Source organism: Streptomyces sp. NPDC004752 (assembly GCF_053601275.1).
Genome location: NZ_JBSGBN010000011.1, coordinates 25,543 through 51,160, shown reverse-complemented (window position 1 = coordinate 51,160; position 25,618 = coordinate 25,543). Strand labels below are relative to the sequence as shown.

The window sequence follows — 25,618 nt, the reverse complement described above, 5'->3', positions numbered from 1 at the left end:
AGGTTTCGGGTGTGAGAACCGTGCTGCCCGACGCAGCGTCGTATGCCCCGGGCACCTAATATCTGTGCATGGCAGACGGCGGAGCGGTGAGACGCGTGACAGGCGGAGGAGCGAGCGGTTCGGCGGGCTTCTGGGCGCCGGGCAGTCACATCCTGTGGCGGTACCGGGAGAACGGCGGTGAGCACTTCCACATCGCCCGCCCCGTCACCGTCGTACAGGACGACGCGGAACTGCTCGCGGTGTGGCTGGCGCCCGGCACCGAGTGTGTGAAGCCGGTGCTGGCCGACGGCACGCCCGTGCACGTCGAGCCGCTGGAGTCCCGGTACACCAAGCCCCGTACCGTGCAGCGCGACCGCTGGTTCGGCACGGGCGTGCTGAAGCTGGCCCGGCCCGGCGAGCCCTGGTCGGTGTGGCTGTTCTGGGAACCGGGCTGGCAGTTCAAGAACTGGTACGTCAACCTCGAAGAGCCGCTGGTCCGTTGGCGGGGCGGGGTGGACTCCGAGGACCATTTCCTGGACATCTCCGTGCACCCGGACCGGAGTTGGCACTGGCGCGACGAGGACGAGTTCGCGCAGGCCCAGCGGGACGGGCTGATGGACCCCGGCCCGGCGGAACGGGTGCGGCGGGCGGGGCGGTCCGCGGTGGAGCTGATCCACGCCTGGGGTCCGCCGTTCTCGGAAGCCTGGCAGCACTGGCGCCCGGATCCATCCTGGGCGGTACCGTCACTGCCGGAGGACTGGAACCGTACGCCCGCGCATGTGTCCTCATGAGACTCTTGATGCGCCCCGGGGCCACAACCGTAGGATCGTCCTCCGCAAGGGCGCACAGCAGCAACTCCGGGTACAGACGCCGAGTCTGACCGAACGTCACCGAGGGGCGGCAGGACGTGAGCGAGGGGTACGAGGGGAACACCGGTGCGGACCGGAAACGGTTCGCCGGTGACATAGGAACAACCTCTGACCACGCGGCAATTCCGTTCCCGGGGCACATATTCCGGGTATCGGGATTTCTGCGGGACGAACCGCGCGCGCTGTGCGCGGCCCCGGACGGATGGATGCGACAAGCGTGACGGAGCACCCCACCTCCTGCGAACGCCCCCAGCCGGGCGCCGACCCCGCGGATCCCCGCGGGGCGCTCCTGCGTTCCCAGAAGCCCTACGGCGCCACCGCCCTGCCCGCACAGGCCCGCACCGGCGAGACGCCCTCCTCGCCGGGTGCCGCGACATCCCGCGGCAAGGAGAAGGAGCCCCCAGTCAACGGCCCCGAGCACGCACAACCCACCGCCGCCGAGAGCGACCCGCACCGGCCGCGTCCCGCCCCGGCGCCCGAGGGCATCCCGCCCCAGCCGGGCGCCGAGCAGGAGCGGGCGGCCGACGGCCAGGAGCGACGCAGCGGACGCGGGCTGCCGCCCGGACGGCCCATGCCGATGCGGCGGGACGGGGACCGGCTGCGGTTCGTGGGCGCCGCGACCCGGCGGATCGCCCGCGGCATCGATCTGGACGAGATCGTGATGGGGCTGTGCCGGGCCACCGTGCCGACCTTCTCGGACGCGATCCTGGTGTATCTGCGCGACCCGCTGCCCGTCGGCGACGAACGGCCCACCGGCCCGGTGGTGTTGCGGCTGCGCCGCACCGACCGGATCCCGGAGGAGCGCGACACCGAGGGCGGTTTCCTGCCCGTGCCGCCGGAGCTGGAGCCGCCCGAGCTGTCGGGGCTGTCCACGCTGACGGCCGAGCTGTGCGAGGTGCGGCCCGGCGGCGCGCTCAACGAGGTGCTGCGCGGCGTCCGGCCGGTGTTCGCGGACGCGCCGGGCGCCCGCGCCGCACTGCCCGAACTGCTCGGCGAGAGCGGCGAGTCGGTGGTGCCCGGCGGCCGGCACGCCATCCTCGCCCCGCTGCGCGGCCGCCGCCGCGTCATCGGCGCCGCGCTCTTCCTCCGCCGCCCGGAACGCCCGGCCTTCGAAGCCGACGACCTGCTGGTCGCCGCCCAGTTGGCCACGCACAGCGCCCTGGGCATCGACAAGGCGGTCCTGTACGGCCGCGAGGCGTACATCGCCGACGAGCTCCAGCGCACCATGCTGCCCGAGACCCTGCCCCGGCCCACCGGCGTCCGGCTCGCCTCCCGCTATCTGCCCGCCGCCGAGACCGCCCGCGTAGGCGGCGACTGGTACGACGCCATTCCGCTGCCCGGCAGCCGGGTCGCCCTCGTCGTCGGCGACGTCATGGGCCACTCCATGACCTCCGCGGCGATCATGGGCCAGCTGCGCACCACCGCACAGACCCTCGCCGGACTTGACCTGCCACCCCAGGAGGTACTGCACCACCTGGACGAACAGGCCCAACGGCTCGGCACCGACCGCATGGCCACCTGCCTGTACGCGGTCTACGACCCCGTCTCGCACCGCATCACCATCGCCAACGCGGGCCACCCGCCACCGGTCCTGCTGCACCTGGGCGGACGGGCCGAAGTGCTGCGGGTACCGGCGGGCGCGCCCATCGGCGTCGGCGGAGTGGACTTCGAGGCGGTCGAGCTGGAAGCACCCGCCGGGGCCACGCTGCTGCTCTACACCGACGGCCTGGTCGAGTCCCGGCTCCGCGATGTGTGGACCGGCATAGAACAGCTGCGGGAGCGGCTCGCCGCGACCGCTCAGCTGACCGGAGCCGATCACCCGCCGCCGCTGGAGGCGCTGTGCGACGAGGTGCTCGACATGCTCGGCCCGGGCGACCGGGACGACGACATCGCGCTGCTCGCCGCCCGCTTCGACGGAATCGCCCCGAATGATGTGGCCTACTGGCTCCTCGAACCGGAGGACGCCGCGCCCGGCCGGGCCCGCAGACTCGCCCGGCGCGCGCTGTCCCGCTGGGGCCTGGAAGAGCTGAGCGACTCGGTCGAGCTGCTGGTCAGCGAGGTGGTGACCAATGCCGTGCGGTATGCGTCACGCCCGGTCACGCTCCGTCTGCTCCGCACCGACGTGCTGCGCTGCGAGGTCGGCGACGATGTGCCGCAGCTGCCACGGCTGCGGCAGGCACGGGCCACGGACGAGGGCGGGCGCGGCCTGTACCTGGTGAACAGGATGGCCCGGCGCTGGGGCGCGACCCGGCTGAGCACCGGAAAGGTGGTCTGGTTCGAACTGAACCGATCTTAGACCCGGTCCAGAAGTTGCCGATGTCATGGTGACGGAGTTGACTGGCTGAGGTGAGCGAAGCGACCTGACGGAATCCCCATGCGCGACGGGAGGACGCTCGTGACGCAGGCACCTCGGCAGGCACCTCAGCAGACTCCGTACACCACGAACAACGCCGGCATCCCCGTGGAGAGCGACGAACACTCGCTCACCGTCGGATCCGACGGTCCGGTCCTGCTCCAGGACCACTACCTCATCGAGAAGATGGCCCAGTTCAACCGGGAACGGGTCCCCGAGCGGGTGGTCCACGCGAAGGGCTCGGGGGCGTACGGCGTCTTCGATGTCACCAACGACGTCAGCCAGTTCACCAAGGCCGATCTGTTCCAGCCCGGGAAGCGCACGGAGATGCTGGCGCGGTTCTCGACGGTCGCGGGTGAGCAGGGCTCCCCCGACACCTGGCGCGATCCGCGGGGCTTCGCGCTCAAGTTCTACACGGAGTACGGCAATTACGACCTGGTCGGCAACAACACGCCGGTCTTCTTCGTGCGGGACGCGCAGAAGTTCCAGGACTTCATCCGCTCCCAGAAGCGCCGGCCCGACAGCGGGCTGCGCGACAACGACATGCAGTGGGACTTCTGGACGCTGTCCCCCGAGTCCGCGCACATGGTGACCTGGCTGATGGGCGACCGCGGCATCCCGAAGACATACCGCCACATGAACGGGTACTCCTCGCACACCTATATGTGGGTCAACGGCGGCGGCGAGCGGTTCTGGGTGAAGTACCACATCAAGACGGACCAGGGCATCGGGTTCCTCACCCAGGCCGAGGCGGACGAACTGGCCGGCACCGACGGCGATGTGCACCGCCGCGACCTGTTCGACTCGATCGCGTCGGGCAACGCGCCGAGCTGGACCATGTACGTCCAGGTCATGCCGTTCGAGGACGCCCCGGACTACCGGTTCAATCCGTTCGACCTGACCAAGGTGTGGCCGCACGGCGACTACCCGCTGATCGAGGTCGGCCGGATGACGCTGAACCGGAACCCGGACAACTACTTCGTCCACATCGAGCAGGCCGCCTTCGAGCCGTCCAACATGGTGCCGGGCATCGGCCCGTCGCCGGACAAGATGCTGCTCGGCCGCCTCTTCTCCTATCCGGACACGCACCGCTACCGGATCGGCCCCAACTACGCCCAGCTGCCGCCGAACCGGCCGCACTCCCCGGTCCGCTCGTACGCCAAGGACGGGCCGATGCGGTACGAGGCCGCCGGCACCGGTGCCGTGTACGCGCCGAACTCGTACGGCGGGCCGGCCGCGGACGTCGCCCGGTTCGGCGACATCGCCGGCTGGCGGACGGCGGGTGAGATGGTGCGCGAGGCGTACGCGCTGCACCGCGAGGACGACGACTGGGGGCAGCCCGGCACGCTGGTCCGCACCGTCCTCGACGACGCGGCCCGGGACCGACTGGTCGCCAACGTCAGCGGTCATCTGAAGCAGGGGGTCAGCCGGCCGGTGCTCGACCGTGCGCTGCGGTATTGGCGCAGCATCGACAAGGAGATCGGCGACCGGATCGCTGCGCTGGCTTGAGCCGAACCAGCGTCGCGTCGGCTGGGGCCGGTGGTGGACTGCGCGTCCACTGTGGCTGGTCGCTCCCCCAAGTTCTCGGCTTCGCTCGAACAGGGGGGACCCCCATCGCGGCGGAGCCGCATATCAGGCACAGCCCCGCGCCCCTATCGGGGCGCGTCCGCCTTGGCCGTCAGGGTGTTGCTGTTACTGCTGGTCGGCGGGGTTCAGAGGGTCGGGGGACGTGGGGGTTGTGGGGGTTCCTGATGAGGAAGTGGGGGGTTGGGGGGTTGTGGGGGTTGGTGCGGACAGGGTCGGGGAGGGGGGTGGCGAGGATGGGGTCTCGGACGGGGTGTTGGACGGCGTCGGGGTGGAGGACGGGGTCTCGGACGGGGTCTCGGACGGCGTCGGGGTGTAGGTCGGGGTGGGCGGCGGCTCGACGGCCGCGCCCTGCGTGGTGTCGAGGTCGAACTTCGCCTTGTCCGTGACGCCGAACGTGTAGGCCGCCCAGATCTCGGCCGGATAGCCACCACCGTTGATACGGCCGCTGCCCGGTATCAGCCCGGTCGCGCCCGTCAGCGTGGTGTGCTTGCCGGTCTTGGCCTCCTCGCCGAACAGACCGACCGAGGTGACCAGGTCGGGCGTGTAGCCGGTGAACCAGGCGGACTTGTTCTCGTCGGAGGTACCGGTCTTGCCGGCCACCTGCTGGCCCTTGCGCAGCGGGTTGTCCGCCACCGATGTCTTGGCCGTACCGTCGTCGACCACGCCGGTCAGCACCGAGGTCACCGTGTCGGCGGCCGTCCGGCTGATCACCTGGTCGCCGATCGGGTCGGGCATCTCGACCGTGCGGTTCCGCTTCTCCGCCGACTTGACGATCGACGGCGTCACCTTCTTGCCGTGGTTGTTGAGGGTGGCGTAGATCCCGGCCATCTCCAGCGGGCTGGCGCCCATGGAGCCCAGCGTCTGCGCCGGCACCGCCTGCATGCCCTGGGTGTCCATGCCGAGTTCCTTGGCGGTGCTCATCACCTTGTCCATGCCCACGTCGACGCCCATCTGTGCGAAGACCGAGTTCACGGACTTGTTCATCGCCGTCTGGACCGTGACGTCGTGGTAGCTCTGGTTGTCCTCGTTGGGCGGGGCGAAGCCGACCTTGGCGCCGTTGTCCGTGACCTGGTGGCGGCTGGTGCCGTCGTAGACCGTGTCGGCGTCGATCTGCTTGCCGTCCTGGGTCTTGGCGTCGTTCTCCAGCGCGGCGGCGAGGATCACCGGCTTGAACGTCGACGCGGGCTGGTAGTCGCGGCGGCTGGCGTTGCTGAGGTAGTGCTTGTAGTAGTCCTTGCCGCCGTACAACGCGACGATCCCGCCGGTCTTGGGGTCGACGGAGACGGCGCCTGCCTGGACGTCCCCGTCGACCTTGCGCTTCTTCGCGTCCAGCTTGCCGGTCAGTTCGGACTTGACCGCGTTCTCCAGCTCGGCCTGCTTCTTCTTGTCGATGTTCAGGGTGATGGTCCAGCCCTGGTCGACGACCGCGCTCTCCGCCTGGGACTGGGTGAGCCCCTCCTGGTCCATCAGCTGCTGCTCCAGCTGCTTGTTGGCCAGTTCGACGAGATAGCCCTTCTGCCCGTCGAGTCCGGGGGCGCCCTTGGGGGCGTCGGGCACCGGGAACTTCATGGCCTCGCGCTCGGTCTTGCCGAGCCAGCCCTCCTCGACCATGTTGTTCAGGACATAGTTCCAGCGCTCCTTCACCAACTTCTTACCGGTCTCCGAAGCGACCGCCCAGTCGTACTGGCTCGGCGCCTGGAGCAGCGAGGCCAGATACGCGCCCTGCTCGACCGTGAGGTCCTGGGCGTCGACCCGGTAGTAAGCCTGGGCCGCGGCCTGGATGCCGTAGGCGTTGCGGCCGTAGTAGCTGGTGTTGATGTAGCCCGCGAGGATGTAGTCCTTGGACTTCTGGCGGTCCACCTTCAAGGAGATGACCAGTTCCTTCAGCTTGCGCGTGACGGTCTGGTCCTGGTTCAGGTAGTAGTTCTTGACGTACTGCTGGGTGATCGTCGAACCGCCCTGCTTGCCCTTGCCGGACAGGGTGTTGAGCACACCGCGGGCGGTGCCCCTGAAGTCGACGCCGGAGTCCTTGTAGAAGCTCTTGTTCTCGGCCGCGACAAAGGTCAGCTGGACCTTCTTCGGCACCTTCGACAGGTCGACGATCTCACGGTTGACCTCGCCCTTGCGGGCCAGGATGGTGCCGTCGCTGTACTTGTAGACGTTGCTCTGGCGCTGCGCCGCCGCGTTGCCCGCGGGGACGTCCACCATCAGGTACAGCACGATGAAGGAGCCGATGCCGAGCAGGCACAGTCCGAGGAACGTGCCGAGGATCTTCTTCCAGGTGAACAGCCTGCGTATGCCGCTCCTGCCGGACCCGCCGGCCGCTCCCGACGAACGGCGCCTGGGCGCCGCGCGGCGGCCACCGCGCTGTCGCGCTCGTCTTTCTTCCGCTCGTCCCATGGATCAGCTCGCTCCGCTTCCGTCTCGGTCAGCTCAGAAAGCTAACACCCGTCCTTCTGACCAAGAGCCTTCGATCCGCGCTTTCGCGGACGTGACAATCAGCACCGGCCCTACCGGAACCGACGGCCGAGGGGCGTGGAGGGTTGCTCAATTGGGTAATGTGTTATCAGTTTGCTAGGACACTGCAAGCACACGAGAACGGGGAGACCATCTATGTCTGTACATGACACGTCCGCCACCGCCGACATCCCGGAGATGCCGGCCCCACGGGTGCGGGAGTTCGCGGCGCACTGCATCGGCGGCGGGCTCGCCCTGCTGCTCGGCCTGGTCGGCCTGCTGCTCGGCGTCGGGATGACCGTGAGCGCGACCGCGGTCGACGGGGCCGGACCCAAGGCCGCCCTGATAGTCGTCGGCATCCTGGTGGCGCTCGGCGCCTTCCTCGCCATGTGCGGTCTGAACATGGTCGCGCCGGGCGAGGCCCGGGTCGTCCAGCTCTTCGGCCGGTACCGGGGGACGATCCGGCGGGACGGGCTGCGCTGGGTGAACCCCTTCACCTCGCGCACGAAGATCTCGACGCGCGTCCGCAACCACGAGACCGCGGTCCTCAAGGTGAACGACGCCTATGGCAACCCGATCGAACTGGCCGCGGTCGTGGTCTGGAAGGTCCGGGACACCGCCCAGGCCGTGTTCGAGGTGGACGACTACAGCGAGTTCGTCGCCACGCAGACCGAGACGGCCGTACGGCACATCGCCATCGAGTACCCCTACGACGCACACGACGAGGACGGGCTCTCGCTGCGCGGCAACGCCGAGGAGATCACCGAGAAGCTCGCGGTCGAACTGCACGCACGCGTGGAGGCGGCCGGAGTGCACATCATCGAATCGCGCTTCACACATCTCGCCTACGCCCCCGAGATCGCCTCGGCGATGCTCCAGCGGCAGCAGGCCGGCGCGGTCGTCGCGGCCCGGCGGCAGATCGTCGACGGGGCCGTGGGCATGGTGGAGGCGGCGCTCTCCCGGATCGCGGAGCGCGACATCATGGAGCTGGACGAGGAACGGAAGGCGGCGATGGTGTCCAACCTGATGGTGGTGCTGTGCGGGGACAGGGCACCGCAGCCCGTCCTGAACACCGGGACCCTCTACCAGTGACGGACTCCGCCGAGACGCCGGGGCGTCGGCCGCCGCAGCGCAAGCAGGTGCTGCTGCGGCTCGACCCGCATGTCTACGAGGCGCTCGCCCGGTGGGCCGGGGACGAACTGCGTTCCGCCAACGCCCAGATCGAGTTCCTGCTGCGCCGGGCGCTGGCGGACGCGGGACGGCTGCCGAAGGAGACCGGGCCGCTCCCCCGGCGGGGCCGTCCGCCTGTAGCGGAACCGTGACAATCGGCTCCCACCTGCGCACGCATACACCTCGCCACGATCACTGCACTCCGCGTATACATGCGGCGTATACACCGTGTGTAGAGTGCCTGGCATGTCCATCGGTCACACCCTTCTAGGGCTCCTGGAGTCCGGCCCCCGACACGGCTACGACCTGAAGCGGGCCTTCGACGAGAAGTTCGGTCACGATCGGCCGCTGCACTACGGCCAGGTCTACTCGACGATGTCCCGGCTTCTGAAGCACGGGCTCGTCGAGGTCGACGGGATCGAGTCGGGCGGCGGTCCCGAACGCAAGCGGTACGCCATCACGGACGCCGGGATCACCGACATGGAGCGGTGGCTGGCGACACCGGAGAAACCGGCGGAGTACCTCCAGTCGACCCTCTACACCAAGGTCGTCCTCGCGCTGCTGACGCACCGTGACGCCGCCGTCGTCCTCGACACCCAGCGTGCCGAGCACCTGCGCAGCATGCGGATCCTGACCGACCGCAAGCGCAAGGGCGACCTCGCCGACCAACTGATCTGCGATCACGCGCTGTTCCATCTGGAGGCCGATCTGCGCTGGCTCGAACTGACCACCGCGCGGCTCGACAAGCTCCGTGAGGTGGTGGTCCGATGACCCCGCCCCCCGGTTCCCTGCTCGCCGCCGAGGACCTGCGCAAGGCGTACGGGCCGACCCTCGCGCTGGACGGCGCCTCGTTCTCCATCCACCCCGGCGAGGTCGTCGCCGTCATGGGCCCCTCCGGGTCCGGCAAGTCGACGCTGCTGCACTGCCTCGCCGGGATCGTGCCGCCCGACTCCGGTTCGATCACCTACGCCGGCCGGGAACTCGCGACGATGAACGACGCCGAGCGCAGCCTGCTGCGCCGCTCCGAGTTCGGGTTCGTCTTCCAGTTCGGCCAGCTCGTACCGGAGTTGACCTGCGTGGAGAACGTGGCGCTCCCGCTGCGGCTGAACGGCACGCCGCGCAAGGCGGCCGAGCGGGTCGCGCTCGGCTGGATGGAGCGGCTGGAGGTCGACGAGCTGCGGGGCAAGCGGCCCGGCGAGGTCTCCGGCGGCCAGGGGCAGCGGGTCGCCGTGGCCCGGTCCCTGGTCACCGACCCGCGTGTGCTGTTCGCCGACGAGCCGACCGGCGCGCTCGACTCGCTCAACGGCGAGCGGGTGATGGAACTGCTGACGGAGGCGGCCAGATCCACCAACGCCGCCGTCGTCCTCGTCACCCACGAGGCGCGGGTGGCCGCCTACTCCGACCGCGAGATCGTCGTACGGGACGGTAAGTCGCGGAACATGGAGCGCGCCGTATGAGCGCCCCGCCGGAGCAGCCGCCCGGCGGCGCGCAGCCGAGGCGCCGGGGCGGGCTCAGGGAGCTGGCCCTGGGGTTCCGCTTCGCCGTCGCCGGCGGACGCGAGGGCTGGGTCCGGCTGCTGCTGACGGCCGTCGGCGTCGGGCTCGGCGTGGCCCTGCTGCTGCTGACGACCGCGGTACCGAACGCGCTGGCGGTACGGCACGACCGCGAAGAGGCCCGCCTGGACTACACCTGGGACAGCACCGTCCGGCCCCGGGCCGACGACACCCTCGTCATCGCCGACGTCGACACGACGTACCGGGGCAAGGAGGTGCGCGGGCGGCTGGTGGAACCGGAAGGGCCGCGGGCGCCGCTGGCGCCCGGAGTGGCCAGGTACCCGGCCAAGGGCGACATGGTCGTCTCCCCCGCGCTGCGGGATCTGCTCGCCTCCGACGACGCCCGGCTGCTGCGGGAGCGGCTGCCGTACCGGATCGTCGGCACCATCGAGGAGAGCGGGCTCATCGGCTCGCGCGAACTCGCCTACTACGCGGGCGCCGACGGGCTCGCGGGCCAGATCGACGGCTCCCGGGTGAGCCGCATCGCCGCCTTCGGCAACCCCAGGCCGACGGAACAGCCGACCGACCCGGTGCTGGTCCTGCTCGTCCTCGTCGTCTTCGTGATCCTGCTGACGCCGGTGGCGGTGTTCATCACCGCGGCCGTACGGTTCGGCGGCGAGCGGCGCGACCGCAGGCTGGCCGCGCTGCGGCTGGTGGGCTCCGACAGCCGGATGACCCGGCGGATCGCCGCGGGCGAGGCGCTGGCCGGTGCGGTGTTCGGCCTCGTCCTCGGCGCGGTCTTCTTCCTGATCGGCCGGCAGATAGCGGGTTCGGTCGAGATCCTCGGCATCAGCGTGTTCCCGAGCTATCTGAACCCGTCCCCCGTGCTGGCCGCGCTCGTCGCGGTCGTGGTCCCGGCCGCCGCGGTCCTGGTCACCGTGCTCGCCCTGCGCGGTGTCGTGATCGAGCCGCTCGGCGTGGTCCGCACGGCATCGCCCGCGCGCCGACGCCTGTGGTGGCGGCTGCTGCTGCCGCTGGGCGGCCTTGCGCTGCTCTACCCGATGATCGGCCAGGGCCGGGAACACGGGCACTTCAACAAGTACCTGGTCACCGGCGGTGTCATGCTGCTGCTGGTCGGCATCACCGCGCTGCTGCCATGGATCGTGGAAGCGGTGGTGGCCCGGCTCGGCTCCGGGCCGGTGGCCTGGCAACTGGCCGTCCGAAGGCTCCAGTTGAGCAGCGGCGGCGCGGCCCGCATGGTCAACGGCATCGCCGTGGCGGTGGCCGGCGCCATCGCCCTGCAGATGCTGTTCGCCGGCGTGGAGGGCGACTACACCAAGGAGTCCGGCAAGGACCTCACCCGGGCGCAGATGCAGGTGCTCGTGCCGAGGGAAGTCGACCTCTCCGCGGCGGCCCAACAGTTGGCGGCGACCCGGGGCGTGCACAGCGCAACGGCGCTGGCCGCTTCCATGCTCGGCGACACGTCGTGGCGCAAGAACCCGGAGCGCATGGCCGAGCTGACCGTCGGCGACTGTGCCGCGCTGCGCGAGGTAGCGGCGCTGCCCTCGTGCCGGGACGGCGACGCGTTCTCCGTGCGCGGCGTGGAGTACGACACCGATACCCCGAAGCTGTCCAAGCCCGGCACCAAGCTCTACCTCGATCCCTCGTACGCCGACCGGCCGAGCGAGAAGGACATCCTGCTGACCGTGCCCGCGGGCCTGAAGCAGGCACGGGCGATCGAGCGTCCGAACGGCGCCCTCACCGGCGGCTTCCTGATGACCCCGGGCGCGGTGCCCGCGCAGGCCGCGGGCATGATGAGCGGCACGGTCTATCTGTCCTTCGACGCGTCCGTGCCCGACGTCAAGGAGTACATCCGCAACACGACCGCACGGATCGACCCGCGGAGTGATCCGATCGTCTGGTCGGCCACCGAGGAGTCCCGGAGGTTCACCTCCATCCGTACCGGACTGTTCGTCGGCGCCGCCTGTGTGCTCGCGCTGATCGGGGCCAGCCTGCTGGTCTCCCAGCTGGAGCAGTTGCGCGAGCGCAGAAAGCTGCTGTCGTCCCTGGTCGCCTTCGGCACCCGGCGCCGCACGCTGGGCCTGTCGGTGCTGTGGCAGACGGCGGTCCCGATCGCGCTCGGCCTGCTGCTGGCCTCGGTGGTGGGCCTGGCCCTGGGCGCGGTGCTGCTCCGGATGACCGACACCGCGGTCAGCGTGGACTGGGCGAGCATGCTGTCGCTGACCGGCATCGGCGCCGCGGTCGTCCTCGGTGTGACGCTGCTCAGCCTGCCGCCGCTGCTGCGGCTGATGCGCCCGGAGGGGCTGCGCACCGAGTAGCGGGCAGCTCGCCGGACCGGGCCCCTTCCCGTGGGAAGGGGCCCTCAGCCTGGGGCCCTCAGCCAGGGGCGAGCAGCCGCACGGGCAGCGGTCGCAGCGCCTCCCGCAGGACGGTCGCGAGCTCCCGGTACTCGGCGCCGCGGGCCGCGCCGGTGCGCATGGCAAGGGCGATCCGGCGGCTCGGGGCGGGGTCGGCGAAGTAACCGGTGCGGAGCCGGCCGGTGCGGGCCGTCTCGACCTTGACGGCGGTGCGCGGCAGCAGGGTGCAGCCGAGCCCGCCGGCCACGAGTTGGACGAGGGTCGAAAGACCCGCGGCCGTGGTCGCCACCGGGGCGTCCGCGCGGCCGGCCTCCCGGCAGATGTCCAGGGCCTGGTCGCGCAGGCAGTGGCCCTCGTCGAGGAGCAGCAGGTTCAGCTCCTTCAGCGCCTCGCGAGGAATGCCCTCCCGGCCGCCGAGCCGGTGGTCCGGAGGCATGACGAGCACGAAGTCCTCGTCGAAGAGCGGCAGTTCGGTGATGCCGGGGATGCCGAGGGGGACGGCGAGCAGCAGCAGGTCGAGCCGGCCGGTGGCCAGTCCGTCGGTGAGACTGGCGGTCTGCTCCTCGTACACCCGCAGGTCGAGGTCCGGATACCGGTCGTGGACCATGCGCAGTACGGTCGGCAGCAGATAGGGCGCGACGGTCGGGATCACCCCGAGCCGCAGCGCGCCGGTGAACGGCGCCCGCACCGCCTCCGCCTCCTCCAGCAGCGCGCCGACCTCGGCGAGCACCGCCTTCGCCCGTACCGCGAGCCGCTCACCGGCGGGCGAGAGCAGCACCTTGCGGGTCGTACGCTCCAGGAGGGTGACGCCGAGGGTCTCCTCCAGCGTCGAGACGGCTCCGGACAGGGCGGGTTGGCTCATGCCTATGGCGGTGGCCGCGTCCCGGAAGTGCAGATGCTCGGCGACGGCGGCGAAGGCACGCAACTGGGACAGGCTGGGCTGCCTTCGCTTTCCTGCGGCCACTGATAACTACCTCCGATCAACACGACCGAGTGTAGCTATTTCCCGGATCAATGCCGTCTGTGTCACGATCAACTCCGTCCAACCCATGGGAAACGCCCGCGACCGGGACGTTTCCGCGCTGCTAGGAGAGCACGTGCTCACTGTCGGTGACAAGTTCCCCGAGTTCGACCTCACGGCCTGCGTCTCGCTGGAGAAGGGCAAGGAGTTCGAGAAGATCGACCACAAGACCTACGAAGGCAAGTGGAAGGTGATCTTCGCCTGGCCCAAGGACTTCACCTTCGTGTGCCCGACCGAGATCGCCGCCTTCGGCAAGCTGAACGACGAGTTCGCCGACCGTGACGCCCAGGTCCTCGGCTTCTCCGGCGACTCCGAGTTCGTCCACCACGCCTGGCGCAAGGACCACGACGACCTGCGCGACCTGCCGTTCCCGATGATGGCCGACTCCAAGCACGAGCTGATGCGCGACCTCGGCATCGAGGACGCGGACGGCTTCGCCAAGCGCGCGGTCTTCGTCGTCGACCAGAACAACGAGATCCAGTTCTCGATGGTGACCGCGGGCTCGGTCGGCCGCAACCCGAAGGAGGTTCTGCGGGTCCTGGACGCCCTCCAGACGGACGAGCTGTGCCCCTGCAACTGGACCAAGGGCGACGAGACGCTGGACCCGGTCGCGCTGCTCGCCGGAGAGTGACGCCATGTCCCTCGACTCCCTCAAGTCCCGCGTACCGGACTACGCCAAGGACCTGAAGCTCAATCTGGGCTCGGTCATCGGCAACTCCGACCTACCCGCGCAGCAGTTGTGGGGCACGGTGCTGGCGACGGCGATCGCCGCCCGCTCCCCCATCGTCCTGCGGGAGCTGGAGCCGGAGGCGAAGGCGAACCTCTCGCCGGAGGCGTACACGGCCGCCAAGGCGGCCGCCGCCGTGATGGCGATGAACAACGTCTTCTACCGCACCCGCCATCTGCTCTCCGACCATGAGTACGGCACCCTGCGCGCGGGCCTGCGGATGAACGTCATCGGCAACCCCGGGGTCGACAAGGTCGACTTCGAGCTGTGGTCGTTCGCGGTGTCCGCGATCAACGGCTGCGGCATGTGCCTGGACTCGCACGAGCAGGTGCTGCGCAAGGCCGGACTGGCACGCGAGGTCGTCCAGGAGGCGTTCAAGATCGCCGCGGTGGTCCAGGCGGTGGCCACCACCCTGGACGCCGAGGCGGTGCTCGCCGAGTAACTCGGCGCAGGGCAACTCGGCGCAGGCCGCCGCGAGTACGACGGTTCCCCGCGCTCCGGGCCCCGTTCACCCTGGGTGGGCGGGGCCCTCCGCGTCCGCCGGCACCGGCTCCCGCTGGACCGCGGGCCTGGCCTGGCGCCCCCGGCCGGCGCTGCGCAGGGCCTGCTCCTCGGAGTACGCCCGCAGATAGCCGACCACCGTGTTGGTCACCGCCACCAGCGGTACGGCGACCACGGCACCGCCGATGCCGGCCACCATGCCGCCCGCGGTGACGGACAGGACGACGGCCAGCGGATGCACCCGCACCGCGCGGCCCAGGATGAAGGGCTGCAGGATGTGCCCCTCGATCTGCTGGACCGCCAGGATCACCACCAGCGTCATACCGGCGGTGAACACGCCCTGCGTGACCAGGGCGACCACCACGGCCAGCGCGCCCGAGGCGACCGCGCCCACGAGCGGGATGAACGAGAACAGGAAGATGAAAACGGCCAGCGGGACGGCCATCGGGACGTTCAGGAAGTAGATGCCCAGGCCGATGAAGATCGCGTCGATCAGGGCGACCAGCACCGTGCCGCGGACGTAGGCCGTCAGCGTGCGCCAGGCGCGCGGGCCCGCGCCGGCCACGCCGGGCCGGGCCGCGCCCGGCACCAGCTTCAGCGCCCACTGCCAGATCCGGTCGCCGTCGTAGAGCAGGAAAAGCGTCGAGAAGAACACCAGCAGAATGCCGGTCAGCGCCTCGACGACGACCTGAACGCCCTCAAGTCCGGCCGACGTTATCTGGTCGGTGTTGGCGCCGATCGCCTCCCGCAGGCTCTTGGCGATCTGGTTGATCTGCTTGTCCGTGACATGGAACGGGCTCTGCAGCAGCCATCGGCGCAGATCGTCGATGCCGCTCTGGACCTGGTCGGAGAGCGTGTCGATGTTCTCCATGACCTGCCAGGTCACGAACCAGCCGATCAGCCCCATCACGATGAAGCCGAGGATCGCGGTCAGCGCGGTGGCCGGGCCGCGCGGCACACCGCGCCGTTTCAGCCGGGCCACCGTGGGCTGGAGCAGCGCGGTGACCAGCAGCGCTATCACGAAGGCGAACACGACGAGTTGCACGGAACTGATGACGCGCATCAGCACCCACACCGTGCCGGCCAGCACCAGCAGCCGCCAGCCCGCCTCGGCCGCGACCCTGACGCCCCAGGGCACCGCCAGCGCGGGGTCGGGGCGGACGATCCGGACCTCGGCCGGATCCCGGTGGCCGTCGGGCAGCGGCTCCTCGGCCGGCGCCTCCGGCTCCTCCTCGATGTGCTGCTTCTGCGCCGCCACCCGCCGCTCGTCCAACCGCTCGCCCATCTGCGTCAGTCCGGCTCCGAGCCGGCCGAGCCATCCTGGCACTCGCGACATGATTCGTCCTTCTCCCGCATGTCCCCGGGTGCGGCCCACCACTCCTCCCAGGATTCGTCCGTCCGACCGTACATGGCAACAGCCCCTCCCCGTAGGACGGGAAGGGGCTGTGCGGGGTTGAGAGGGGGGCGGCGAACCGCCGTTCGTCTCAGTACCAGTGGTTGGCCTGCCAGAACGCCCAGGCGTCGCACGGGCTGCCGTAGCGGCTGTCCATGTAGTTGAGGCCCCACTTGATCTGGGTGGCGGGGTTGGTCTGCCAGTCGGCGCCCACGGAGGACATCTTGGAGCCCGGCAGCGCCTGGAAGAGGCCGTAGGCGCCGGAGGAGGCGTTGACGGCGCGGTAGTTCCAGCTGGACTCGTGGTCCACGATGTTGCTGAAGCACTGGAACTGGCCGCCCGCGACCATCTGCCGCGCCATCGCCTGGATCTGCGCGACCGAGTAGGAACTCTGGACGGGGAAGCTGGCGGTGCCGGCGCTGGCACTGGCGCTCTTGCTGCGACTGGCGGCCTTCGCGGCCTCCTCGCGCTCCTTGGCGGCCTTCTTCGCTGCCTCCGCCGCCTTCTCGGCGGCCTCCTTCTTGGCGATCGCCGTCTCGGCGGCCGCCTTGCGGGCCGCCTCCTCGGCGTCCTTCTTGGCGCTCGCGTCCGCGGCGATGGCCTGTGCGTCCGCCTGCTGTGTCAGGGACGCGGTCTGTACCTGGGCCTGCTGACCCGCGGGTATGTCCGCGAGAAGCGTCGCGTCGGTTGCCGTCGCCTCGGCGTCGTTGTTCTGCGCGACGCTGCCCGAGGCAACTCCGACGACGCTTCCGACGGCGGTGACCGCGGTGGCCGAGGCCACTGCGAATCCCCGGACCGAAATCCGGCTCACACGGTTTCCTTCCAGCGTCGCCCGCTTCGGTGACCCTGGCGGACGCAATCGTGCCCCTGACGCTGGCCTCCCCACTGCGGGGTCACGGAGGCACGGGCCCGGTGGGCAACTCCCGGCAAAGGAGCGCCACATGATGCTCGGGCGGCATACGACGACGCTATGGAGTTGACCGTGGCACCTATGTGATGCCGTATCTCCCCCACAGCCTCAAGAGCGCGGGAGGTGCCCCCAGGGGGAACAGTTGTGTCGTATGCGGAGCCTGACAGGACTGAGACTCTGCCGTAACCCGACACCGGTCGGCAATTCTGAGTTGCGTGTGAAAGCTCACATCACTTTTGGCCCAGATGCTTTCAAGAAACGCTCACACTTCGCGACGCCGCCCGGCTAGGCTCAAGCCTTTGCCGGGCGGCGCCAACCAGCGAGTAACCGACCCAAGTTGAACAGTCGGGTCAGATGTGTCCGTCCTCCAGCATTTCGGTCACAAGCGCGGCGATCTGGGACCTCTCGGACCGGGTCAGCGTGACATGCGCGAAGAGCGGATGCCCCTTCAACTTCTCCACCACGGCGACGACACCGTCGTACCGGCCGACCCGCAGATTGTCCCGCTGCGCCACGTCATGCGTCAGAACCACCCGCGAATTCGCGCCGATCCGGGACAGAACGGTCAGGAGGACGTTCCGTTCGAGTGACTGCGCCTCGTCCACGATCACGAACGCGTCGTGCAGGGAACGGCCCCGGATGTGGGTCAGCGGCAGGACCTCCAGCATCCCGCGCGCGGTGACCTCCTCGATGACCTCACGGCTGGTGACCGCGGAGAGCGTGTCGAACACCGCCTGCGCCCACGGGCTCATCTTCTCGGCCTCGGTGCCCGGCAGATAACCCAGTTCCTGCCCGCCGACCGCGTACAGCGGACGGAAGACCATCACCTTCTGGTGCTGACGGCGCTCCAACACCGCCTCCAGGCCCGCGCACAGCGCCAGCGCCGACTTGCCGGTGCCGGCCCGGCCACCCATGGACACGATGCCCACGTCCGGGTCGAGGAGCAGATCGAGGGCGATCCGCTGCTCGGCGCTGCGGCCCTTGATGCCGAACACCTCCCGGTCGCCGCGCACCAGGCGGACGGTGCCCTCCGCCGTCACCCGGCCGAGCGCCTTGCCCCGCTCCGACTGGATCGTCAGGCCCGTGTGCACCGGAAGGTCGGCGGCCTCGGGCACCTGGGCGTGCCCCTCCTCGAAGAGGATGTCCACCTGCTCGGCGGAGAGCGCCAGTTCGGACATTCCGGTCCAGCCCGAGGAGTCCGTGATGGCCAGCTCGGCGCGGTACTCCTCGGCGAGGAGACCGACGGACGATGCCTTGATCCGCAGGGGCAGGTCCTTCGAGACGACGGTGACGTCGAACCCCTCGGCCTGCAGATTACGGGCGACGGCGAGGATGCGCGAGTCGTTGTCCCCCAGGCGGTAGCCGGTGGGCAGCGCGCTGGGGTCCGAGTGGTTGAGCTCGACACGGATGCTGCCGCCGAGGTCCCCGATCGGGATGGGGGCGTCGAGACGGCCGTACCGGACCCGGTAGTCGTCGAGCAGACGCAGCGCCTGCCTGGCGAAATAGCCGAGTTCGGGATGGTGCCGCTTGGCCTCCAGCTCCGTGACCACCACGATCGGCAGCACGACCTCGTGCTCCTCGAAGCGGGTCAGGGCGTTCGGGTCGGCCAGCAGGACGCTGGTGTCGACTACATAGGTGCGCCGGTCGGGCTTGTGGCGCTTTGTGCTGGTCACCACGGAAGGACGTACCCCCTCGGATGAGGTCGGGGAGCGACGAGATGGAAGCGGGGCCGGGAGCGTGGGGAAAACCAGGCCGGTCGTCGGCCGCGATACAGACGCGCGGGCCGAGAACCGGCCCTCCGCGGCTGCTTCCGTGCGGTGACGGCACGGTCGGGCTGGTGCAAAGGGCCTCCCGGGCGAGCGGCCCCGTGCCGCCCGCTGAGATCCGACACCCGTGGTTCGGGTGTCGACCTGCTTGGCTTATGCCCTGGAAGATGCATTGCCATGCAAATGCATGGGACGGCGGGCGGATGAACTCCTCACCGCTTCCACCCCAACGGGGGCGTACGGACTGTCTGCCCTGCGACGCGGGTGCCCGGGGGTCTGGTACGGCGCTGGTTCAGCCGCCGTAACGCCGGTGTCGCGCCGCGTAGTCACGCAGCGCACGCAGGAAGTCGACCTTGCGGAAGGCCGGCCAGAAGACGTCACAGAAGTAGTACTCGGAGTGGGCCGTCTGCCACAGCATGAAACCGGACAGCCGCTGCTCGCCGCTGGTCCTGATCACCAGGTCCGGGTCGGGCTGAGCGCTCGTGTAGAGGTGGCGGCCGATCATGTCGATGTCGACGGACTCGGCGAGGTCCTCCATGGCGACGCCCTTGTCGTGGGCGTCCAGGAGCATGGAGCGCACGGCGTCGGCGATCTCCTGCCGGCCGCCGTAGCCGATGGCGACGTTGACCAGTATCCCGTCGACGTTAGCCGTGGCCTCCGCGGCCTCCTTCAGCGCCAGTTGCATAGGGGAGGGCAGCAGGTCCGGGGTGCCGACGTGGTGCACCCGCCAGCGGCCGTCGGCGGCCAGAGTGCGCACGACGTCCTCGATGATGCCGAGGAGCGGGACCAGTTCTTCCTGGGCGCGGTCGAAGTTGTCGGTGGACAGCAGCCACAGGGTGACGACCTCGACGTCCGTCTCGGAGCACCAGCCGAGGAATTCGCCGATCTTGTCCGCGCCGGCCCGGTGGCCGTGCACGGTGCTGGATCCCGCGGCCTTCGCCCAGCGGCGGTTGCCGTCCATGATGACGCCGATGTGCTTGGGCACCTGAGCGTGGTCCAGGTGGCCTTCCACCCGGTGCGCGTACAACCTGACCAGGAGGCCGCGCAGTTTGTCGCGCAGGTTCACGTGATGTCAGCCCCTCAGTACGGTGCGGGTGCGTTCCCCGCGGGCCCGAAGCCTACTCCTGCGGGACCCGGCACGGTTTCCGGGTGCGCGGCGCGGTGGGTCGCACGCACTCGTGCGATCAGGCGCACGCACTTCATACAGGGAGACGGCGTGCGACCACCGAACGGTTCCACTCGGGGAGGCGTCGCGCAGGCGCATGGCGGGCGCAACAAAAAAACGGGCCGGTCCGTGGGGGGGGAGACGGACCGGCCCGAGGGGGGGTTTCCACCATAACCCTTCGTGAGGGATCCCGCGCGCATCGGCGTGCCACAACTACTCTCCGGAGTCGCCCGACGACGCCCCGATGGCTGCGGAATCCCTTGTTCAGGGGCTTTTCCTGGCCGATTCGCAGCGGATTCCCAGGCGATCGGGCCGCGTAGGAAATGATCAACAGGTGCGGGGCGTCTCGGCGCCGATACAGACAGTCGCCGCACTGTCCCTCTGATGGGCTACCCCCGCAGCGAACGGTGGCTTGACGGGCGCACCGGCGCATTCCGGCACCGCGCAGCCCCCTCCACCGCGCGGTGCCGACCGCGCAGCTTTGCTCACGCGAATTACCTTGGTCTGAACTTACGTGAGGTGCCCCCGCAGATGCGAGCCGCTCGCGATAACGATGTGGAAACCTCGCCGGCCTGCGCGTTCCCGCGCGGAGGGTGCGGTCGCATGCGAGGACGGCTCGGTCGCGTACGGAGCCCCGCCCCGACTCCGCTTTCCAGCGCCCTGAGCGGCGGTTCCCGGCCAATTCTGCCGCCGGGGTCCGCACCCGCGCGGACCGGGCGGTCAGCGGACCGCTCTGCGGTCCGGTCAGCGGTCCGCTCTGCGGGCGTCGAAGAGGTGTCGGGTGCTGTGCGCGACGAAGGGTCCCTCGGCCTCGATCCGCTCGTGCAGGACCCGGAGCCGCGGCTCGTACGACTCGACGGTGAAGCCCGGGACCATCCAGACGACCTTGCGCAGGAAGTGCACGACGGCGGCGATGTCGTGGAACTCCATGCGCAGCCGCTCGGCCCGCAGGTCGACGATCTGAAGCCCGGCCCGCTCGGCGTCGGCGCGCTCATGGTCGGGGTGGCGGGCGTGGCGGCTGTGCTCCGGCTGCGGCCCGAGGAAGTACTCGACCAGTTCGAAGACGCTGGCCGGGCCGACATGCTGGGCGAAGTAGGTTCCCCCCGGGCTCAGTACGCGGGCGATCTCGTCCCAGTGCGGGCGCACCGGGTGCCGGCTGAGCACCAGGTCGAAGGCCCCGTCGGCAAAAGGCAGCGGCGCGTCGTCCGCCGCGGAGACGACCACGGCGCCGCGCGGGCGCAGCAGTGCGGTCGCCTGGGCCACGTTGGGCGGCCAGCCCTCGGTGGCGGCGACCAGCGCCGGCCGGTCCAAAGCCGCCGCGCCCAGCGCGAAGTCGAGGACCTCACCGCCCCCGGTCTGGATGTCCAGCGCCGCGGTGGCGCGGGCCAGCCGGCCGGCCGCCGAGCGGGCGTACCCCCAGGACGGCCGTTCCTCGCTGGCGCGCCCCTCGAACCAGGAGAAGTCCCAGCCCTCGGTCGGCACGGCGGCGCCCTCGGCGATCAGCTCTTCGAAGGAACGGGGTTCCCGCGCGTCTGTCCGGTCCATGAGGGGATCCTCGCAGGACTCCGCCGGTCGGCGCCGCCGGTTTTCTCATGGCACGACATCGTCCGCGTCCGCCGCGGTCGGGGTTGCGGTCGAGGCCGGGGTCAGTAGGACGAGGAGGATGTGCTCGTCGTCGCCGTCGCGGACGGTGTCGGCGTCCTCGAAGCCGTGCCGCCGCAGCAGGCGGACGGAGGCCGTGTTGCCGGAGAACGGGTCGGCGTACAGCGGCCGGGTGTGCTCCTCGTGGAGGAAGAGGCCAAGGGCACGGGACCCGATGCCGCGCCCCCAGTACGCGCGTCCCAGCCAGTAGCCGATGAACCGCTGCTCGCCCTGCGACCAGGAGACGATGTTCCCGGCGATCTCGCCGCCCGCGGTGACGGTCCGCACCAGGCAGTCGGGGTCGGGCAGCACCCTCTTTCTCCAGTGCGTCAGGAAGGCGTCCCGCTCCCGCGGTGGGAACCTCGACCGGCGGACCGCCTCCGGATCGTGCTCGTAGGCGAGGAAGGTCTCCAGGTCGGTGTCGACCACCTCGCGCAGCCTCACGGCGCCGGGCTCGGCACCCCGCGCAGCCCCTTCACTCATCTCCGGCCCCTCCGCACTCGTACTCCGCCCTGTACTCCGTCATGGGGAAGGAGTGTGGCAGGGCCCACTGACAATCCCGGGCCGCCGACGCCTACGGGCCGCCGACGCCTACGGCACGAGCGGCCGGACCTCCTCGGCGGCGAACCGTACGAAACCCTCGGGGTCCGGCTCGTCACCCGTCGGTTGCAGCACCACGGTGTCGGCACCGGCCGCCACGAGCCGCCGCACGGCCTCGGCCACGTCCCCGGCGTCCCCGGCGACTCCGAGATCCGGCACCGATTCCAGTCCCTCGGCGGCCAGTTCGGCACGCAGCCGGGCGGCGGCGTCGGCCCCGGTGGCGGTGAGGAGGTAGACCACGACATGGTGCGACCCGCCGCGTCCGGCCGCGGCCCGTCCCTCGTCGATGAGCCGCCGAGCCCGGCGGACGCCGTCGGGCGGCGTGGCCGACGTGAGGATCGTGCCGTCGGCCGCCTCGCCGGCCAGCCGCAGCGTGCGGGGGCCGGTGGCGCCGACGAGCACCTCCACGGCCGACTCCGGGGGCCAGTCGAGTGCGACGTCGTCCAGCTTGACGTACCGCCCCTCGACGCTGAGGCGCTCTCCGCGCAGCAGGGCGCGCAGCGCCTCCAGATGCTCCCGCAGCAGCGTCAGCGGGGACTCGGCGCGGGCCCCGACCTGCCCCATCCAGTCCTGCACCCCGTGCCCGACGGCGAGGACGGCCCGCCCAGGGAACATCCGGTGCAGCGCGGCGGCCTCCATCGCGGTGACGGCGACGTTCCGCAGCGGCACGGGCAGCAGACCGACACCGACCCGCGTCCGCTCGGTCCAGGCGAGCGCGGCGGCGGCCGTCGAGATCCCGCCCTCCCGGAAGCAGTCCTCCCACAGCCACAGCTCGTCCAGCCCCGCGTCGTCCGCCGCCCGGGCCACGCCCCGAAGCCGCTCGGGAGCCAGCTGAGGCCGAAAAACAGCACCAAGTCGAGTCATCTCCCCTTCCTAACGGGACCCACCGCCCACGACAACCCCACACCCCACACCGGCGCACCCCGAGCCGACGCACGGCGGTTGGGTCTCTTGAGGGGGTCGGGTGCGGTCGGGTGGGTACGGTTCTCGGGGAGGTGGGGCCGGGATGGGTCGTTGGCGGGACGGTCGTGGGGAGTTGACGGTGTACGGGCTGCGCGGCGGGCGGGTGTCGGTTCCCCTGGAGATCGCGGCGTCCTATCGCGCCCGTACCAAAGGGCTGTTGGGGCGTGATGCGGTGGACGGGGCGATGCTGCTCTCCCCCGCCGCCGGCGTGCACACCTTCCGTATGCGGATGCCCATCGACGTCGCCCATCTCGACCGCGATCTCACCGTGATCGCCGTACGCACCATGCGGCCGGGACGGCTTGGCCTGCCCCGGCCGCGTGCCCGGCATGTGCTGGAGGCCGCGGCCGGGGCCATGGCCGGGTGGGGGGTCGAGGCGGGGGCGCGGGTGAGTGTGGAGGTGGGGCCGGGAGCCGGTGAGGCCGGTGAGGCCGGTGAGGCCGGTGAGGCCGGTGAGGCCGGTGAGGCCGGTGAGGCCGGTGAGGCCGGGCCTGCCTGAGTTCGGGTCAGTTCTCCGAGCGGGGGAAGGAGACCTCGACCCTTCGGTTCTTCTTCCGGCCCGCCTCGGTGGAGTTGTCCGCGATCGGGTACTGCTCGCCGTAGCCCCGTACCTCGAAGGTGACGTTCGCGTCGTTCAGGTCCTGGTCCAGTACCGCCTGTACGGCGTTGGCCCGCTGCTTGGACAGGACGTCGCCGTGGGCCGAGGAGCCCAGGTCGTCCGTGAAGCCGAACACCCGCACCCGGGTCGCGTGCTGGTTCCCGATCTCCTGCGCGATCGAGGCGATACGGGCCTTCGCCTCCGCGCTCAGCCTGGCGCTGTCCTTGCCGAACAGCACCTCGGCCTGGAGGGCGAACTTCACGTCCGCGTTGGTGTCCTCGCGGCGTTCGTCGCCGCTCTGGTCCTCCACCACGGACTTGATGTCGAGCACCTTGGGGGAGGCGAGCGTCGCGCCCTCGGGGAGCTTCAGATCCGGATCGCTGGGGTCGACCTCGACCGGCGCGGAGGCAGTTGCCTCGGTGCCCGGCGGAACACTGGGGTCGGACTCGTCGGCCCGGGCCGCGGTGACGCCGCAGAGGGTCGAGGCGAGGAGAACAGCGGCCGTGGTCGCGGCCAGCGGAAGCCGGGGTGTGGTGGTCACTTGTGCCTCACCCGGAGATCTGGAGGGTGGCGGTGGGGAACGTGGGAAGTTGGAAGGTCACCTCGGTCGTGTTCGCGGGCGGTGCCGGGAACTGCATGAAGACGGGGACGGTGTCACCCGCCTTGACCGTCTGGACCCCGGTGGTGGTGAGGGGCCGGCCGTCGGTGTCACGCAGGACGTAGTAGCGCTTCCTGCTCTTGGAGTCCACAAGTGTGGCTCCGCCGAACGACTGACCGTTCTTCATGATCTCGGTCTCGTTGCCCGTGAGTTGTGACGAGAGCACGGCGTCCTTGCCGCCGTCGTTCTTGAGCTCCGCGTTCACGGTGACGAATCCGCCGGAGTCCCTCTGGGCCGACGTGATCTTCAGATTCAAACCGTCAGGTCCGGTGAGTTCGGCCAAAGGCTGTTCCGACTGGCCTTCCTGAGCGCTCGGCTCGGATACGCCGTCCGGTGCGGCGGACGCCGACTTCTCCGGCTTCTTGTCGTCACCGCCGCCCCCTCCGCCGCAGCCGCCCGCGCAGACGGCCAGCCCGACCGCGACGGCCAAGGCGGCCGTCCCCCTGCGAGCCTTCGCAGTGAACCGAATGCTCATCGCTCCGCTTCCTTTTGACTCGTCGATCGCTTGTCAGTCGGCCAGGTGCACGTCGAAGAGGTCCTCGGGCCCCGGGAGATCAGCGAGATCATCCGGGTTCAGGTCCCAGTTTCGATCATCTTTGCAGGTGAGCTGTGGCAGTGCGGCGTCCTCGGCATCTTCCTTCAGCGGCTCGAAGCCGCAGAGCGGCTCGATCACCGCCGTCGCGGATGCCGTCGACTTCATGTCCTCCGTGCCGGGTACGACGGAGTGCCCGACGGACTTGTCGGTCCGGACCTCGACGCGGTAGGTGAACGGATCGGGCCGATCGCAGTTCCCCAGCGTCGCATCGTTCTGGGCGGCGAGTTGGCCGGCCCGCCAGCAGGAGAGATTCACCGGCACCTTGCCGTCGAAGACGTCCTGCCACTTGGTGGGATCGAGCACGTCCCGCAGCCATATGTCCGCTAGTTGGTGACGGTCGTTCTGGGCCGCCGCGAGCGCCGCCGCGTCCGCCGCCGTCTGGGCGCCGTTCCGGTTGGCCGCGGCCTGGCCGACCGCGAGATAGGCGAACGCGAGAAAGAGCAGACCCGCCACCACCGTGATGTAGATGGGGAAAGCCTGCCCTGCGTCCCTGGACCCGCGCGGCCGGGTCAGGTGACCTCGGCGATCTTGGCCTTGATCTTGTCGAGGATCGTCTTGCCGATGTCCGTGCCGGTGATCGCCAGGACGATGGCCACCACGACGGCGATGATGCCCAGGTACTCGACCGCGGTCTGCCCTCGGTCGCCGGCGCGCCGCCGAACGGCTTCGACCGTCGTGTTCTTCCAACCGCTCACACGAACCTTCGCCGCCACGGCCGTCCTCAGCATCAGGTCGCTCATCGTGCTCCCCTCCGGGTTCGCCTTCGATCCGCTGAACGTACGATGCCGTGCCGC

Annotated in this window: 23 protein-coding genes and 1 pseudogene; 11 read left to right on the top strand and 13 right to left on the bottom strand. The window is 70.2% G+C overall.

All coding sequences use genetic code 11. The features are described 5' to 3' along the window. Positions 1-68 precede the first annotated feature (68 nt). The 3 genes from fomD (at position 69) to ACWEKM_RS07010 (ending at position 4,710) form a co-directional block, all read left to right on the top strand. Positions 69-770 carry a cytidylyl-2-hydroxypropylphosphonate hydrolase gene (gene fomD / locus ACWEKM_RS07020; protein ID WP_451620130.1) on the top strand — a complete coding sequence of 234 codons (702 nt, stop codon included), beginning with the start codon at positions 69-71 and terminating at the stop codon, positions 768-770. Between the two features lie 280 nt (positions 771-1,050). Continuing rightward, positions 1,051-3,144, top strand: a complete 2,094-nt coding sequence (locus ACWEKM_RS07015; RefSeq protein ID WP_451620129.1) for a SpoIIE family protein phosphatase — start codon at positions 1,051-1,053, stop codon at positions 3,142-3,144. A gap of 99 nt (positions 3,145-3,243) precedes the next feature. After that, positions 3,244-4,710, top strand: coding sequence for a catalase (locus ACWEKM_RS07010; RefSeq protein WP_451620128.1), 1,467 nt, complete (start codon positions 3,244-3,246; stop codon positions 4,708-4,710). A 183-nt stretch (positions 4,711-4,893) separates the two neighbouring features. Here ACWEKM_RS07010 and ACWEKM_RS07005 read toward each other — a convergent pair whose 3' ends face one another. Further along, on the bottom strand, positions 4,894-7,188 hold the full coding sequence (locus ACWEKM_RS07005; protein WP_451620127.1) for a transglycosylase domain-containing protein: 2,295 nt from the start codon (positions 7,186-7,188) through the stop codon (positions 4,894-4,896). Between the two features lie 213 nt (positions 7,189-7,401). On the opposite strand from ACWEKM_RS07005, the gene ACWEKM_RS07000 reads away from it, so the two are divergent. From ACWEKM_RS07000 to ACWEKM_RS06980, 5 genes are all read left to right on the top strand, one after another. Continuing rightward, complete coding sequence (locus ACWEKM_RS07000) at positions 7,402-8,337, top strand: SPFH domain-containing protein (protein WP_451620126.1); 936 nt, start codon at positions 7,402-7,404, stop codon at positions 8,335-8,337. Beyond that, on the top strand, positions 8,334-8,567 hold the full coding sequence (locus ACWEKM_RS06995; RefSeq protein ID WP_451620125.1) for a hypothetical protein: 234 nt from the start codon (positions 8,334-8,336) through the stop codon (positions 8,565-8,567). Before ACWEKM_RS07000 ends, ACWEKM_RS06995 begins: the two co-directional genes overlap by 4 nt. A gap of 94 nt (positions 8,568-8,661) precedes the next feature. Continuing rightward, positions 8,662-9,186, top strand: a complete 525-nt coding sequence (locus tag ACWEKM_RS06990; RefSeq protein WP_451620124.1) for a PadR family transcriptional regulator — start codon at positions 8,662-8,664, stop codon at positions 9,184-9,186. Then, on the top strand, positions 9,183-9,872 hold the full coding sequence (locus ACWEKM_RS06985) for an ABC transporter ATP-binding protein (protein ID WP_451620123.1): 690 nt from the start codon (positions 9,183-9,185) through the stop codon (positions 9,870-9,872). Before ACWEKM_RS06990 ends, ACWEKM_RS06985 begins: the two co-directional genes overlap by 4 nt. Continuing rightward, positions 9,869-12,247, top strand: a complete 2,379-nt coding sequence (locus ACWEKM_RS06980; protein ID WP_451620122.1) for an ABC transporter permease — start codon at positions 9,869-9,871, stop codon at positions 12,245-12,247. The genes ACWEKM_RS06985 and ACWEKM_RS06980 overlap by 4 nt, the downstream gene beginning before the upstream one ends. 58 nt (positions 12,248-12,305) lie before the next feature. Here the strand turns inward: ACWEKM_RS06980 and ACWEKM_RS06975 are convergent, their stop codons facing one another. Beyond that, a complete protein-coding gene (locus tag ACWEKM_RS06975; protein WP_451620121.1) occupies positions 12,306-13,250 on the bottom strand; it encodes a LysR substrate-binding domain-containing protein in 945 nt (314 codons plus the stop codon). Positions 13,251-13,383: 133 nt separating this feature from the next. Between ACWEKM_RS06975 and ACWEKM_RS06970 the strand changes: the two genes are divergently transcribed. Next, positions 13,384-13,938 carry a peroxiredoxin gene (locus ACWEKM_RS06970; RefSeq protein ID WP_451620120.1) on the top strand — a complete coding sequence of 185 codons (555 nt, stop codon included), beginning with the start codon at positions 13,384-13,386 and terminating at the stop codon, positions 13,936-13,938. A gap of 4 nt (positions 13,939-13,942) precedes the next feature. Then, on the top strand, positions 13,943-14,476 hold the full coding sequence (locus ACWEKM_RS06965; RefSeq protein WP_451620119.1) for an alkyl hydroperoxide reductase: 534 nt from the start codon (positions 13,943-13,945) through the stop codon (positions 14,474-14,476). Positions 14,477-14,542: 66 nt separating this feature from the next. Here the strand turns inward: ACWEKM_RS06965 and ACWEKM_RS06960 are convergent, their stop codons facing one another. From ACWEKM_RS06960 to ACWEKM_RS06930, 7 genes are all read right to left on the bottom strand, one after another. Then, positions 14,543-15,871 (bottom strand): AI-2E family transporter, encoded by a 1,329-nt coding sequence (locus tag ACWEKM_RS06960; RefSeq protein WP_451620118.1) that lies wholly within the window; start codon positions 15,869-15,871, stop codon positions 14,543-14,545. A gap of 148 nt (positions 15,872-16,019) precedes the next feature. Then, positions 16,020-16,739, bottom strand: a complete 720-nt coding sequence (locus tag ACWEKM_RS06955) for an aggregation-promoting factor C-terminal-like domain-containing protein (RefSeq protein WP_451620117.1) — start codon at positions 16,737-16,739, stop codon at positions 16,020-16,022. A 449-nt stretch (positions 16,740-17,188) separates the two neighbouring features. Continuing rightward, positions 17,189-18,514: a PhoH family protein gene (locus tag ACWEKM_RS06950; RefSeq protein WP_451620116.1), complete on the bottom strand. Its 1,326-nt coding sequence runs from the start codon at positions 18,512-18,514 to the stop codon at positions 17,189-17,191. Between the two features lie 382 nt (positions 18,515-18,896). Beyond that, entirely contained in the window at positions 18,897-19,670 is a 774-nt protein-coding gene (locus ACWEKM_RS06945) for an isoprenyl transferase (RefSeq protein WP_451620115.1), read from the bottom strand. 843 nt (positions 19,671-20,513) lie between these two features. After that, positions 20,514-21,314 carry a class I SAM-dependent methyltransferase gene (locus ACWEKM_RS06940; RefSeq protein ID WP_451620114.1) on the bottom strand — a complete coding sequence of 267 codons (801 nt, stop codon included), beginning with the start codon at positions 21,312-21,314 and terminating at the stop codon, positions 20,514-20,516. A 45-nt stretch (positions 21,315-21,359) separates the two neighbouring features. Continuing rightward, on the bottom strand, positions 21,360-21,893 hold the full coding sequence (locus ACWEKM_RS06935; protein WP_451620113.1) for a GNAT family N-acetyltransferase: 534 nt from the start codon (positions 21,891-21,893) through the stop codon (positions 21,360-21,362). A 108-nt stretch (positions 21,894-22,001) separates the two neighbouring features. Next, a complete protein-coding gene (locus ACWEKM_RS06930; RefSeq protein WP_451620112.1) occupies positions 22,002-22,874 on the bottom strand; it encodes an LLM class flavin-dependent oxidoreductase in 873 nt (290 codons plus the stop codon). A 142-nt stretch (positions 22,875-23,016) separates the two neighbouring features. Here ACWEKM_RS06930 and ACWEKM_RS06925 point away from each other — a divergent pair. Then, positions 23,017-23,373, top strand: a pseudogene (locus tag ACWEKM_RS06925) (DUF192 domain-containing protein); the annotation flags it as partial. A gap of 106 nt (positions 23,374-23,479) precedes the next feature. Here the strand turns inward: ACWEKM_RS06925 and ACWEKM_RS06920 are convergent. Genes ACWEKM_RS06920 through ACWEKM_RS06905 form a run of 4 tightly spaced genes read right to left on the bottom strand, consistent with a single transcriptional unit; the run spans position 23,480 to position 25,564 of the window. Then, a complete protein-coding gene (locus ACWEKM_RS06920; RefSeq protein WP_451620111.1) occupies positions 23,480-24,112 on the bottom strand; it encodes an OmpA family protein in 633 nt (210 codons plus the stop codon). Between the two features lie 7 nt (positions 24,113-24,119). After that, positions 24,120-24,704 (bottom strand): hypothetical protein, encoded by a 585-nt coding sequence (locus ACWEKM_RS06915; protein WP_451620110.1) that lies wholly within the window; start codon positions 24,702-24,704, stop codon positions 24,120-24,122. A 33-nt stretch (positions 24,705-24,737) separates the two neighbouring features. Continuing rightward, positions 24,738-25,337: a pilus assembly protein TadG-related protein gene (locus tag ACWEKM_RS06910; RefSeq protein ID WP_451620183.1), complete on the bottom strand. Its 600-nt coding sequence runs from the start codon at positions 25,335-25,337 to the stop codon at positions 24,738-24,740. Further along, positions 25,334-25,564: a hypothetical protein gene (locus ACWEKM_RS06905; RefSeq protein ID WP_451620109.1), complete on the bottom strand. Its 231-nt coding sequence runs from the start codon at positions 25,562-25,564 to the stop codon at positions 25,334-25,336. The genes ACWEKM_RS06910 and ACWEKM_RS06905 overlap by 4 nt, the downstream gene beginning before the upstream one ends. Positions 25,565-25,618: the final 54 nt, after the last annotated feature.

What these genes read in the sequence shown, in the direction of transcription:
- fomD (WP_451620130.1), top strand. Translation starts at nt 69, where the DNA reads ATGGCAGACGGCGGAGCGGTGAGACGCGTGACAGGCGGAGGAGCGAGC.
- ACWEKM_RS07015 (WP_451620129.1), top strand. Translation starts at nt 1,051, where the DNA reads ATGGATGCGACAAGCGTGACGGAGCACCCCACCTCCTGCGAACGCCCC.
- ACWEKM_RS07005 (WP_451620127.1), bottom strand. Translation starts at nt 7,188, where the DNA reads ATGGGACGAGCGGAAGAAAGACGAGCGCGACAGCGCGGTGGCCGCCGC.
- ACWEKM_RS07000 (WP_451620126.1), top strand. Translation starts at nt 7,402, where the DNA reads ATGTCTGTACATGACACGTCCGCCACCGCCGACATCCCGGAGATGCCG.
- ACWEKM_RS06990 (WP_451620124.1), top strand. Translation starts at nt 8,662, where the DNA reads ATGTCCATCGGTCACACCCTTCTAGGGCTCCTGGAGTCCGGCCCCCGA.
- ACWEKM_RS06985 (WP_451620123.1), top strand. Translation starts at nt 9,183, where the DNA reads ATGACCCCGCCCCCCGGTTCCCTGCTCGCCGCCGAGGACCTGCGCAAG.
- ACWEKM_RS06980 (WP_451620122.1), top strand. Translation starts at nt 9,869, where the DNA reads ATGAGCGCCCCGCCGGAGCAGCCGCCCGGCGGCGCGCAGCCGAGGCGC.
- ACWEKM_RS06965 (WP_451620119.1), top strand. Translation starts at nt 13,943, where the DNA reads ATGTCCCTCGACTCCCTCAAGTCCCGCGTACCGGACTACGCCAAGGAC.
- ACWEKM_RS06960 (WP_451620118.1), bottom strand. Translation starts at nt 15,871, where the DNA reads ATGTCGCGAGTGCCAGGATGGCTCGGCCGGCTCGGAGCCGGACTGACG.
- ACWEKM_RS06940 (WP_451620114.1), bottom strand. Translation starts at nt 21,314, where the DNA reads ATGGACCGGACAGACGCGCGGGAACCCCGTTCCTTCGAAGAGCTGATC.
- ACWEKM_RS06935 (WP_451620113.1), bottom strand. Translation starts at nt 21,893, where the DNA reads ATGAGTGAAGGGGCTGCGCGGGGTGCCGAGCCCGGCGCCGTGAGGCTG.
- ACWEKM_RS06930 (WP_451620112.1), bottom strand. Translation starts at nt 22,874, where the DNA reads ATGACTCGACTTGGTGCTGTTTTTCGGCCTCAGCTGGCTCCCGAGCGG.
- ACWEKM_RS06915 (WP_451620110.1), bottom strand. Translation starts at nt 24,704, where the DNA reads ATGAGCATTCGGTTCACTGCGAAGGCTCGCAGGGGGACGGCCGCCTTG.
- ACWEKM_RS06905 (WP_451620109.1), bottom strand. Translation starts at nt 25,564, where the DNA reads ATGAGCGACCTGATGCTGAGGACGGCCGTGGCGGCGAAGGTTCGTGTG.